This is a genomic window from Streptococcus sp. 714, from assembly GCF_013277115.1.
Lineage (GTDB): Bacteria > Bacillota > Bacilli > Lactobacillales > Streptococcaceae > Streptococcus.
This window is the reverse complement of record NZ_VMMH01000011.1, coordinates 1-11750: the sequence shown is the minus strand read 5'-3', so window position 1 is coordinate 11750 and position 11750 is coordinate 1. Positions and strand designations below refer to the sequence as shown.

Sequence of the window (11750 nt, the reverse complement as noted above, 5' to 3'; positions counted from 1 at the left end):
ATATGTTACTTGAAATTTCGATAAAAAACTTTGCCATTATTGAGGCTATTTCCCTCAATTTTGAAAAGGGAATGACTGTCCTGACTGGTGAAACGGGTGCAGGGAAGTCGATTATCATTGATGCCATGAATATGATGTTGGGAGCTCGTGCTACGACAGATGTTATTCGTCATGGTGCGTCAAAGGCAGAGATTGAGGGACTTTTTTCAGTTGAGAATAGTCGCCTTTTACAGGAAATTTTTGATGAGCAAGGTTTGGAATTGGGGGATGAAATTATCATCCGTCGGGAAATCTTGCAAAATGGTCGTAGTATCAGTCGCGTGAATGGTCAGATGGTCAATCTGTCTGTTTTGCGAGCAATTGGGCAACATCTGGTAGATATTCATGGTCAGCATGACCAAGAAGAGTTAATGCGCCCTCAACTTCATATTCAAATGTTGGATGAATTCGGTGACGTAGCTTTTTGGGACTTGAAAGAAACCTATCAAACGAGTTTTGATGCTTATCGAAAAATGCGCAAGCAGGTTCTGGAAGTCAAGAAAAACCAACAGGAACACAAGGCTCGTATTGAAATGTTGGAATTTCAAATGGCAGAGATTGAGGCAGCAAACTTGCAGGCTGGAGAAGATTTGACTCTTAATCAAGAGCGTGATAAACTGCTCAACCATAAAAATATTGCGGATACACTGACCAATGCCTACAGCATGTTGGACAATGAAGATTTTTCAAGTTTGGCCAATGTTCGTTCGGCTATGAATGACATGGAAAGTGTTGAAGAGTATGACCCTGAATACCGTGAAATTTCAAGCTCTCTGTCTGAGACCTACTATGTCTTAGAAGATATTAGCAAACGTCTGGAAGCTATCATTGAGGACCTTGATTTTGACGGCAAGCGTCTTATGCAGGTTGAAAATCGTTTGGACCTCCTTCATACCATTACCCGTAAGTATGGTGGGACTGTAGACGATGTCTTGCTTTACTTTGCCAAGATTACAGAAGAATACAATCTCTTGACAGGCAATAACCTTTCGTCTGAGGACATGGAAGCAGAGCTTAAAAAGTTGGAAGTCAACCTTGTCGATTTGGCAGGTCAACTTGCATCTGCTCGTCATGATTTGGCCCAGCAGCTCGAAGCAGAGATTAAACAAGAGCTTCAAGACCTCTATATGGAAAAAGCCCAGTTTCAAGTTCGTTTTAGCAAAGGCAAATTCAGCCGTGAGGGCAATGAAATGGTCGAATTTTACATTTCAACTAACCCCGGCGAAGATTTTAAACCCTTGGTCAAGGTTGCGTCTGGTGGGGAATTATCTCGTCTCATGCTAGCCATTAAGTCTGCCTTTTCACGTAAAGAAGGCAAGACCAGCATAGTCTTTGATGAGGTGGATACAGGAGTTTCAGGTCGTGTAGCTCAGGCTATTGCGCAGAAGATTCACAAGATTGGTCAGCATGGTCAGGTTTTGGCTATTTCCCATTTGCCACAAGTGATTGCGATTGCAGATTATCAATTCTTTATTGAGAAGATTAGCAATGAGCATTCAACGGTTTCGACTGTTCGTCTCTTGACGGTTGAAGAGCGCGTGGAAGAAGTTGCCAAGATGTTGGCAGGTGATGATGTGACGGAAGCAGCCCTGACGCAAGCCAGAGAATTGTTGAGAAACAGGGAGAAATAAGATGACAGACTATTATGTAATTGGAGATGTTCATGGAAAAGCTGGGATGCTGGAAGACCTTCTCAAAACCTGGGATGGTCAGACCCAGTTGCTATTTCTAGGAGATTTGATTGACCGCGGTGAAGATAGTCGCCGTGTTCTTGAAATGGTTAAGGATTTAGTGGACAATCAAGGGGCTATCTGTCTATCAGGAAACCACGAGTATATGTTTCTGACTTGGCTCGATGACCCAGAAGAAAGCTATGACCACTATCGTCGTAATGGTGGTGATACAACCATTAACTCTATCTTAGGTCGTCCCTTGGATGCACCAGTTGATGGAGTTGAGGATGCCAAGTGTGTTGCTACTGAAGCGGCAGACTTGGTCGAATTCATTCGTCAAATGCCATTTGTAGTAGAGACAGACAAGTATATCTTTGTTCACGCAGGTATTGATTTGACTTTGGATGACTGGCATGAAACCACAGATTATAAAAAAGTGTGGCTCAGAAAACCATTCCACGAAGCCGAAAATCATACTGGAAAAATCATTGTCTTTGGTCATACGCCAGTTTATGGTTTGTTAAAGCAAGAGCGTGGTACTGCTGAGCTTTGGGTGACAGAAGACGGTAAGATTGGAATGGATGGAGGAGCTGTTTATGGTGGTGTCCTTCATGGGATTGTCTTTACAGACCAAGGAATGACAGAACACCACTTTATCGAAAATGACGGCTTTGTTGCTGAAGATTAGTACTCCTGGCAGGGTATGGTCTTGTCAAAATATCAAAAACAATTTATAATAAATAGATACCCTGAAAGGAAGAGAATCATGAACTTAGAAGAATTGAAAAAACGACAGGAGAAAATCCGTAACTTCTCTATTATCGCCCATATTGACCACGGTAAATCAACTCTAGCAGACCGCATTTTGGAAAAGACAGAGACAGTATCCAGTCGTGAAATGCAGGCCCAACTTTTGGATAGCATGGATTTAGAGCGAGAACGTGGGATTACTATTAAACTCAATGCCATCGAGTTGAATTACACTGCAAAAGATGGGGAAACTTATATTTTCCACTTGATTGACACGCCGGGGCACGTAGACTTCACCTATGAAGTTTCACGTTCGCTCGCTGCCTGTGAGGGAGCGATTTTGGTGGTTGATGCGGCTCAAGGTATTGAGGCTCAAACCCTTGCCAACGTTTATCTGGCCTTGGACAATGATTTGGAGATTATGCCAGTCATTAACAAAATTGACCTGCCAGCTGCAGATCCAGAGCGCGTGCGTACAGAGATTGAAGATGTCATTGGATTGGATGCCAGCGAAGCAGTTTTGGCTTCTGCTAAGGCTGGAATCGGTATTGAAGAAATCCTTGAGCAAATCGTAGAAAAAGTACCAGCACCAACAGGTGATGTGACGGCGCCACTTAAGGCCTTGATTTTCGACTCTGTTTACGATGCTTACCGTGGGGTTATTCTCCAAGTGCGTGTTATGGACGGGGTGGTCAAACCTGGCGATAATATTCAGCTTATGAGCAATGGTAAGACCTTTGATGTGACTGAGGTTGGAATTTTCACTCCTAAGGCAGTTGGTCGTGATTTCCTTGCGACTGGTGACGTTGGTTATATTGCGGCTTCTATTAAGACGGTTCAAGACACTCGTGTGGGTGATACCGTTACCTTGGCAACTAATCCTGCGGCTGAGCCCTTACATGGTTACAAGCAGATGAATCCTATGGTTTTTGCGGGTCTCTATCCAATCGAATCAAACAAGTACAATGACCTTCGTGAAGCCCTTGAAAAATTGCAACTGAATGATGCTAGTCTTCAGTTTGAACCAGAAACATCTCAGGCCCTTGGATTTGGTTTCCGTTGTGGTTTCCTTGGTCTTCTTCATATGGATGTTATCCAAGAACGTTTGGAACGTGAGTTCAACATCGACCTCATCATGACAGCTCCGTCTGTTATTTACAAAGTTAATTTGACCGATGGTGAGTCTATGGATGTGTCCAACCCGTCTGAATTCCCAGATCCAACTAAGATTGCGACCATTGAAGAGCCTTATGTTAAAGCGCAAATCATGGTACCACAGGAGTTTGTCGGAGCAGTGATGGAATTAGCTCAGCGCAAGCGTGGGGACTTTGTGACTATGGACTATATTGATGATAACCGTGTCAATGTTATCTATCAAATTCCACTTGCTGAAATCGTCTTTGATTTCTTTGATAAGCTTAAGTCTTCAACTCGTGGTTATGCAAGTTTTGACTACGAATTGTCAGAATATCGCCCATCTAAGTTGGTGAAAATGGATATCCTTCTCAATGGAGACAAGGTGGATGCCCTCAGCTTTATCGTTCACAAGGATTTTGCTTACGAACGTGGTAAACTTATCGTTGATAAGCTCAAGAAAATCATCCCTCGTCAACAATTTGAGGTGCCAATTCAAGCAGCAATTGGACACAAGATTGTGGCTCGTACTGATATCAAGGCCCTTCGTAAGAATGTACTTGCCAAGTGTTACGGTGGTGACGTTTCTCGTAAACGCAAACTCCTTGAAAAACAAAAAGCTGGTAAGAAACGTATGAAAGCTATCGGATCAGTAGAAGTACCACAAGAAGCCTTCCTCAGCGTCTTGAGTATGGATGAAGAATAAGTTGTCAGAATTATTTTTCCTTGTTTACAGGAAATTTATATAAGAATTAATAGTAAAGCAGGCTTAAATGGTCTGCTTTTTTAGGTTCTGGAACGCAATAAATGTTTGTTTAATTGTTTGTTTTTATATAACAAACTATAAAAACAACAAAAATATAAAAAAAGAGACAAAAAAAGAACAGAAAAATATTGACAACGATTTCATATAGTGTTATACTTATAGCATAAAGTTAATGGAAAGAAGGGAAAACCTTATGGGATTAGATCATTTCTTTGACAAAAACCTTGTGTTTTGCTTAGAAGCGGATAATCAAGAACAACTATTTGATCAGGTAGCTACCTTATTGGAAGAACGAGAAATCGTGACTCCAACCTATCGCGAAGCCTTGATCACGCGTGAAAAGTCATTTCCAACTGGCTTAGATATGGAATTTTTGGGTAAGGATTTGCCGAATGTTGCTATTCCTCATACAGATATTGTTCATAATCTAGCTGAAAAAGTTGTAGTGGTTCGATTAGAAAAACCAGTGACTTTCCACAATATGATTGCACCAGATAAGGAAGTAGAGGTATCCTTGCTCTTCTTTATCATTAATAACTCAAGTTCAAGTCAAACCAACATTCTTGCTCAGTTGATGGACTTCTTTACTGGAAATGGTCATCTTGAAGACCTATCAAAAATTTCAGAACCAGAAGCTCTCTATGCTTATATAGCTGAAGCAACCGCTTAATCTTGTCAATTAAAAATATTAAATCGGAGGAAATCCATATGATTAAAATTCTTGCTGCCTGCGGTGCAGGTGTTAACTCAAGCCACCAAATTAAAAGTGCTCTTGAAGAAGAACTTTCAAACCGCGGTTTTGATGTTCACTGTGATGCGGTCATGGTCAAAGATGTTAATGAAGATCTTATCAAAGGTTATGACATCTTCACACCAATTGCTGCGACAGACCTTGGTTTTGACCCAGGTATTCCAGTTATCGAAGCTGGACCAATTTTATTCCGTATCCCAGCTATGAGTGCTCCAGTATTTGACAATATTGAAGCAGCCATTAAAGAACACGGGTTAAGCTAATTTTAATTTGTTAACATTCATATAACATAAAAAGGGAGGAACTATTATGGATGTCATTATCGAACTAGCTAATAAGCTGTTCAAACCCATCTTGGACATGGGTGGACCAATCATCATGCTGATCATTTTGACAGTATTGGCTCTACTTTTTGGAGTGAAATTCTCCAAAGCGCTTGAAGGTGGTATCAAACTTGCCATCGCTCTTACTGGTATCGGTGCTATCATCGGTATGCTAAATGGTGCTTTCTCAGCATCACTTGCAAAATTCGTTGAAAATACTGGTATTCAATTGAACATCACCGACGTTGGTTGGGCACCGCTTGCTACAATCACTTGGGGATCTGCTTGGACACTTTACTTCTTGCTCATCATGTTGATTGTCAACGTAGTGATGCTTGCTATGAAGAAAACTGATACACTTGACGTTGATATCTTCGATATCTGGCACTTGTCTATCACAGGTCTTTTGATTAAATGGTATGCAGACAACAATGGCGTTAGCCAAGGAGTTTCACTCTTCATTGCGACTGCAGCAGTTGTACTTGTAGGGGTTCTTAAAATTATCAACTCTGACTTGATGAAACCTACATTCGACGATCTTCTTAACGCACCAAGTTCATCACCAATGACTTCAACTCACATGAACTACATGATGAACCCAGTTATCATGGTTTTGGATAAGATTTTTGAAAAATTCTTCCCAGGTCTTGATAAATATGACTTTGATGCTGCTAAATTGAACAAGAAAATCGGTTTCTGGGGATCTAAATTCTTCATCGGTTTCATCCTTGGTATTGTTATCGGTTTGATGGGTACTCCACATCCAGTTGCTGGCGTAGAAGATGCATCAAACTGGCAATTAGTTATTAAAGGTTGGTTGTCTCTTGGTTTGACAGCTGGTGTGTCTTTGGAACTCTTCTCACTTATCGGTTCATGGTTCATCGCTGCCGTAGAGCCACTTTCACAAGGTATTACAAACGTTGCTACTAAACGTCTTCAAGGACGTAAATTCAACATCGGTCTTGACTGGCCTTTCATCGCTGGTCGTGCTGAAGTTTGGGCTTGTGCCAACGTACTTGCACCAATCATGTTGGTTGAAGCAGTGCTTCTTTCAAAAGTCGGAAATGGTATCTTGCCACTTGCAGGTATCATCGCTATGGGTGTTACTCCAGCTCTCTTGGTTGTAACACGTGGTAAATTGCTCCGTATGATTATCTTCGGAACACTCTTGTTGCCACTCTTCCTTCTTTCAGGTACACTTATCGCACCATTTGCAACAGAACTTGCTAAAGGTGTAGGTGCCTTCCCAGAAGGTGTGAGCCAAACTCAATTGATCACTCACTCAACTCTTGAAGGACCAATCGAAAAACTTCTTGGTTGGACAATTGGTAACACTACAACAGGTGATATCAAAGCAATCCTTGGTGCTGTAGTCTTCCTTGTATTCTATATCGGTATCTTTGCTTGGTACAGAAAACAAATGATTAAACGTAACGAAGAGTACGCAGCAAAAGCAAAATAATGTGCTCCTATAAAATGTAAGCTCAATGAAAATCAAAGAGCAAACTAGGAAGCTAGCCGCAGGCTGTACTAAAGTACGGCAAGGCGACGCTGACGAAGTTTGAATTGGATTTTCGCAGAGTGTAAATTGTTGAAACTAGGTTGTCATACCATTAGGAGTGACAGCCTAGTTTTTTATAAACTATCAAGAAATCGGAGAAAATAATGGTAATTGAATTAAAATCAGAACAATTAAGTGTTCAATTTAACAGTTTTGGCGGGGCTCTTTCTTCTATAAAAGATGCTGAAGGTCTGGAGTATTTGTGGCAAGGGGATGCCACTTATTGGAGTGGACAAGCTCCTGTTCTCTTCCCTATTTGCGGTTCTTTGAGAGAGGATACAGCCCTCTATATAGATGAGAAGGGACAAGAAAGAAAAGGAAACATTCCTCGTCATGGTTTGGTTCGTAAGAAAGAATTTGAATTAGTTGAACAGACAGACAAGAGTGTAACTTTTGCAATTGAAGACGATGAGAATAGCTATCAAAACTATCCTTATCATTTCCGCTTAGAAATCACTTATATCCTTACTAGCAAGACAGTACGAACTCAATACAAAATATTTAATAAAGAAACTAGCAAGGTCATGCCTTACTTTATTGGTGGACATCCAGGATTTAATTGTCCTCTGCTTGATGATGAAGTCTATGAAGATTATTATCTAGAGTTAGAGAAAGAAGAGACTTGCTCTGTTCCACGTCCTTTCCCAGAAACGGGTATGCTTGATTTTCAAGATAGAAGTCCATGGCTAGAGGGGCAAAAAGAAGTAGATCTCAGCTATGATTTGTTTAGCACAGATGCAGTTACTTTAGATGAATTACAATCTAGAACAATTGCCCTTCGTTCTCGTAAACATGATAAAGGGTTGAAAGTGCACTTTGCAGAGTTCTCAAATCTCATTATCTGGTCGACTTTGAATAAGGGACCTTTCATTGCTTTTGAACCATGGTCTGGCTTGTCAACATCCCTTGAAGAAGGAGATTATCTAGAAGATAAGAAGAATGTTCATCTCCTAGAACCTGGTCAAGTAGATCAAATTGGTTTTGATATCGAAATCTTTTAGATAAAAAACCACAAAAACAAACATTAACTGTTGACTTTTTCGATAAATAGGAGTATATTATGTTTATAAGCAACAAATGATGTTTGTAACAAACAAATAATCACTTGTTATATTCTCTTTGAAAGAGAGATTATTTATAGGAAACTGATTTCCTAAACTTGAATAAGGTGTCATTCATCTCATTCAATCCAATTTGTCAATAAACTGCTAGAAAGCCTTTTGTGGATAAACTGCTAACTACGAAAGTCTTTACTAGCCTAGAAAAATAAAAAGGAGTATACAATATGTCTATTGTTATCGGTGCAGATGCTGCAGGTTTGAGATTGAAAGAAGTTGTGAAAGACTTCTTGGAAAAAGAAAACTTCCACGTTGTGGATGTTACAGCTGAAGGTCAAGACTTTGTTGATGTGACTCTTGCTGTTGCTGCAGAAGTAAACAAAGAAGAACAAAACCTTGGTATCGTGATTGATGCCTATGGCGCTGGCCCATTTATGGTTGCAACTAAGATCAAAGGAATGGTTGCTGCAGAAGTTTCTGACGAACGTTCAGCTTATATGACTCGTGGTCACAACAACTCACGTATGATCACTATGGGTGCACAACTTGTTGGTGATGAATTGGCTAAAAACATCGCTAAAGGATTTGTTAACGGTAAATACGATGGTGGACGTCACCAAATTCGGGTCGATATGTTGAACAAAATGTGCTAATACTCTTCAAAAATCAAGATAATCTGTCGTCAGCTCACTTTAGCTAACCTCAGTTATGCTCGCAGCTCGCTTCCTAAGCTAATCTTGATTTTTCTTGAGTAAGGATAAATGATATTAGATTTATATAATTAATCGGAGGGAATAACTAATGAGAATTGCAATTGGATGTGACCACATCGTAACAGATGAAAAAATGGCGGTTTCAGAATTTTTGAAATCAAAAGGATATGAAGTCATTGACTTTGGTACCTATGACCACACACGTACTCACTACCCAATCTTTGGTAAAAAAGTTGGTGAAGCTGTAACTAGCGGTCAAGCTGATCTTGGAGTATGTATCTGTGGTACTGGTGTTGGTATTAACAACGCTGTAAATAAAGTTCCAGGTGTCCGTTCTGCCTTGGTTCGTGATATGACAACAGCCCTTTATGCTAAAGAGCAATTGAATGCTAACGTTATTGGTTTTGGTGGTAAGATTACTGGTGAATTGCTCATGTGTGATATTATTGAAGCTTTCATCCATGCTGAATACAAACCATCTGAAGAAAACAAAAAATTGATTGCGAAAATTGAACACGTTGAAAGTCATAATGCTCAACAAACAGATGCAAACTTCTTCACTGAATTCCTTGAAAAATGGGATCGCGGAGAATACCACGACTAAGAGGTGACCTATGATTTTAACAGTCACAATGAACCCATCCATTGATATTTCCTATCCCTTGGATGAGTTGAAGATTGATACTGTCAATCGTGTGGTGGATGTAACCAAAACTGCTGGTGGTAAGGGCCTCAATGTTACACGAGTGCTTTCAGAATTTGGCGATTCTGTTCTTGCTACTGGTTTAGTAGGTGGTAAACTTGGTGAGTTTTTGGTTGAACATATCGATGATAACGTTAAGAAAGATTTCTTCTCTATTCAGGGAGAAACTCGTAACTGTATCGCTATTCTCCACGGAGATAACCAAACGGAAGTTCTTGAAAAAGGTCCTGTAGTATTGGAACAGGAAGGTCAAGACTTTTTGGAACATTTTAAAAATCTTCTAGAGTCAGTTGAAGTAGTAGCTATCTCAGGTAGTCTGCCGGCTGGCCTTCCAGTTGATTACTATGCGAGCTTGGTAGAACTTGCTAATCAAGCTGGCAAGCCTGTAGTCTTGGACTGCTCTGGTGCGACTCTTCAGGCGGTTCTTGAATCACCACATAAACCAACAGTAATCAAACCAAATAATGAGGAATTGTCTCAGCTTCTTGGAAGAGAAGTTTCTGAGGATTTGGATGAATTAAAAGAAGTACTTCAAGAACCTTTGTTTGCAGGTATTGAATGGATTATCGTTTCACTTGGTGCCAACGGTGCCTTTGCCAAACATGGTGACACTTTCTACAAGGTAGATATTCCTAGAATTCAGGTGGTAAATCCTGTTGGATCTGGAGACTCTACTGTGGCAGGAATTTCTTCAGGACTTCTTCACAAAGAATCGGATTCAGAATTACTCATCAAGGCAAATGTCCTTGGTATGCTCAATGCTCAAGAAAAAATGACTGGTCATGTCAACATGGCCAACTATCAAGCTCTATATGATCAATTAATAGTAAAAGAGGTATAAAATGGCTTTAACAGAACAAAAACGTGCACGTTTAGAAAAACTTTCTGATGAAAATGGTATCATCTCAGCTCTTGCATTTGACCAACGTGGTGCTTTGAAACGCCTCATGGCTCAACACCAAACAGAAGAACCAACTGTAGCTCAAATGGAAGAACTTAAAGTCTTGGTAGCAGATGAATTGACTAAATATGCTTCATCTATGCTTCTTGATCCTGAGTATGGACTTCCAGCAACTAAAGCTCTTGATGAAAAAGCTGGTCTTCTCCTTGCTTATGAAAAAACAGGTTATGACACAACAAGCACAAAACGCTTGCCTGACTGCTTGGATGTTTGGTCTGCAAAACGTATTAAAGAAGAAGGTGCAGATGCAGTTAAATTCTTGCTTTACTATGATGTAGATAGCTCAGATGAACTCAACCAAGAAAAACAAGCTTACATTGAACGTATCGGTTCTGAGTGTGTGGCTGAAGACATCCCATTCTTCCTTGAAATCCTTGCTTACGATGAAAAAATTGCTGACGCAGGTTCTGTAGAATATGCGAAAGTAAAACCACACAAAGTTATCGGTGCTATGAAAGTCTTCTCAGACCCACGCTTTAACATTGATGTCTTGAAAGTAGAAGTTCCTGTTAACATTAAATATGTTGAAGGCTTCGCTGAAGGTGAAGTAGTTTATACACGTGAAGAAGCAGCAGCCTTCTTCAAAGCTCAAGATGAAGCAACAAACTTGCCATACATCTACTTGAGTGCTGGTGTATCAGCTAAACTTTTCCAAGATACTCTTGTATTTGCTCATGAATCAGGTGCAAACTTCAACGGAGTTCTTTGTGGCCGTGCTACATGGGCTGGTTCAGTTGAAGCTTACATCAAAGATGGTGAAGCAGCAGCTCGCGAATGGCTTCGCACAACTGGATTTGAAAACATTGATGAGCTTAACAAAGTTCTTCAAACAACAGCAACTTCATGGAAAGAACGCGTGTAGCACTCAAATTGTAAAAAATATTCAGTCTAGTGATAGTAATATCTCTAGACTTTTTTGATGACGTAAAAATAACCTTGAGTTAGTTATCCTCAAGGTTATATAATGGATTGAATCTAAAATAGTACATTATAGATTCTAAAACATTTCTAGAAATTAATTTGAATTTCCTAAGCTCTCTGTTCATATCTTATTTCAATCCGCTATACTCTTCGAAAATCTCTTCAAACCAAGTCAGCGTCGCCTTACCGTATATATGTGACTGACTTCGTTAGTTCTATCCATGACCTCAAAACAGTGTTTTGAGCTGACTTCGTCAGTTCTATCCACAACCTCAAAACAGTGTTTTGAGCTGACTTCGTCAGTTCTATCTACAACCTCAAAGCAGTGTTTTGAGCTGACTTCGTCAGTCTTATCTACAACCTCAAAGCAGTGCTTTGAGCAGCCTGTGGCTAGCTT

12 protein-coding genes are annotated in these 11750 nt (G+C 40.1%); 11 read left to right on the top strand and 1 reads right to left on the bottom strand.

From position 1 onward, the window contains the following. The first annotated feature begins 2 nt into the window (after positions 1–2). The 11 genes from recN to lacD all read left to right on the top strand — a co-directional run bounded on the left by recN (position 3) and on the right by lacD (position 11294). Entirely contained in the window at positions 3–1670 is a 1668-nt protein-coding gene (recN, locus tag HT718_RS05180) for a DNA repair protein RecN (protein WP_173267697.1), read from the top strand. Position 1671: 1 nt separating this feature from the next. After that, positions 1672–2400, top strand: a complete 729-nt coding sequence (locus HT718_RS05175) for a metallophosphoesterase family protein (RefSeq protein ID WP_173267695.1) — start codon at positions 1672–1674, stop codon at positions 2398–2400. Between the two features lie 78 nt (positions 2401–2478). Next, positions 2479–4302, top strand: coding sequence for a translation elongation factor 4 (gene lepA / locus HT718_RS05170; RefSeq protein ID WP_173267693.1), 1824 nt, complete (start codon positions 2479–2481; stop codon positions 4300–4302). 253 nt (positions 4303–4555) lie between these two features. Continuing rightward, positions 4556–5032: a PTS sugar transporter subunit IIA gene (locus HT718_RS05165; protein ID WP_000521980.1), complete on the top strand. Its 477-nt coding sequence runs from the start codon at positions 4556–4558 to the stop codon at positions 5030–5032. 38 nt (positions 5033–5070) lie between these two features. Continuing rightward, positions 5071–5376 carry a PTS sugar transporter subunit IIB gene (locus HT718_RS05160; protein WP_000590547.1) on the top strand — a complete coding sequence of 102 codons (306 nt, stop codon included), beginning with the start codon at positions 5071–5073 and terminating at the stop codon, positions 5374–5376. A gap of 46 nt (positions 5377–5422) precedes the next feature. Continuing rightward, positions 5423–6898, top strand: coding sequence for a PTS galactitol transporter subunit IIC (locus HT718_RS05155; RefSeq protein WP_153225885.1), 1476 nt, complete (start codon positions 5423–5425; stop codon positions 6896–6898). A 203-nt stretch (positions 6899–7101) separates the two neighbouring features. Then, positions 7102–7998 carry an aldose 1-epimerase family protein gene (locus HT718_RS05150; protein WP_173267691.1) on the top strand — a complete coding sequence of 299 codons (897 nt, stop codon included), beginning with the start codon at positions 7102–7104 and terminating at the stop codon, positions 7996–7998. A 284-nt stretch (positions 7999–8282) separates the two neighbouring features. After that, a complete protein-coding gene (gene lacA, locus HT718_RS05145; RefSeq protein WP_000029277.1) occupies positions 8283–8708 on the top strand; it encodes a galactose-6-phosphate isomerase subunit LacA in 426 nt (141 codons plus the stop codon). Between the two features lie 148 nt (positions 8709–8856). Further along, positions 8857–9372 carry a galactose-6-phosphate isomerase subunit LacB gene (lacB, locus tag HT718_RS05140; protein WP_001216913.1) on the top strand — a complete coding sequence of 172 codons (516 nt, stop codon included), beginning with the start codon at positions 8857–8859 and terminating at the stop codon, positions 9370–9372. Positions 9373–9382: 10 nt separating this feature from the next. Then, positions 9383–10312 (top strand): tagatose-6-phosphate kinase, encoded by a 930-nt coding sequence (locus tag HT718_RS05135; RefSeq protein WP_173267689.1) that lies wholly within the window; start codon positions 9383–9385, stop codon positions 10310–10312. A gap of 1 nt (position 10313) precedes the next feature. Continuing rightward, positions 10314–11294 carry a tagatose-bisphosphate aldolase gene (gene lacD, locus HT718_RS05130; RefSeq protein WP_001229114.1) on the top strand — a complete coding sequence of 327 codons (981 nt, stop codon included), beginning with the start codon at positions 10314–10316 and terminating at the stop codon, positions 11292–11294. A gap of 231 nt (positions 11295–11525) precedes the next feature. On the opposite strand, the gene HT718_RS09460 is transcribed toward lacD, so the two are convergent. Next, the coding region (locus HT718_RS09460) for a hypothetical protein (RefSeq protein ID WP_205380734.1) at positions 11526–11750 on the bottom strand (225 nt) is incomplete at its 5' end.

Excerpts from the sequence above, each read along its gene's own strand:
- recN (WP_173267697.1), top strand. The coding sequence starts at position 3 with ATGTTACTTGAAATTTCGATAAAAAACTTTGCCATTATTGAGGCTATT.
- HT718_RS05175 (WP_173267695.1), top strand. The coding sequence starts at position 1,672 with ATGACAGACTATTATGTAATTGGAGATGTTCATGGAAAAGCTGGGATG.
- lepA (WP_173267693.1), top strand. The coding sequence starts at position 2,479 with ATGAACTTAGAAGAATTGAAAAAACGACAGGAGAAAATCCGTAACTTC.
- HT718_RS05165 (WP_000521980.1), top strand. The coding sequence starts at position 4,556 with ATGGGATTAGATCATTTCTTTGACAAAAACCTTGTGTTTTGCTTAGAA.
- HT718_RS05160 (WP_000590547.1), top strand. The coding sequence starts at position 5,071 with ATGATTAAAATTCTTGCTGCCTGCGGTGCAGGTGTTAACTCAAGCCAC.
- HT718_RS05155 (WP_153225885.1), top strand. The coding sequence starts at position 5,423 with ATGGATGTCATTATCGAACTAGCTAATAAGCTGTTCAAACCCATCTTG.
- HT718_RS05150 (WP_173267691.1), top strand. The coding sequence starts at position 7,102 with ATGGTAATTGAATTAAAATCAGAACAATTAAGTGTTCAATTTAACAGT.
- lacA (WP_000029277.1), top strand. The coding sequence starts at position 8,283 with ATGTCTATTGTTATCGGTGCAGATGCTGCAGGTTTGAGATTGAAAGAA.
- lacB (WP_001216913.1), top strand. The coding sequence starts at position 8,857 with ATGAGAATTGCAATTGGATGTGACCACATCGTAACAGATGAAAAAATG.
- HT718_RS05135 (WP_173267689.1), top strand. The coding sequence starts at position 9,383 with ATGATTTTAACAGTCACAATGAACCCATCCATTGATATTTCCTATCCC.
- lacD (WP_001229114.1), top strand. The coding sequence starts at position 10,314 with ATGGCTTTAACAGAACAAAAACGTGCACGTTTAGAAAAACTTTCTGAT.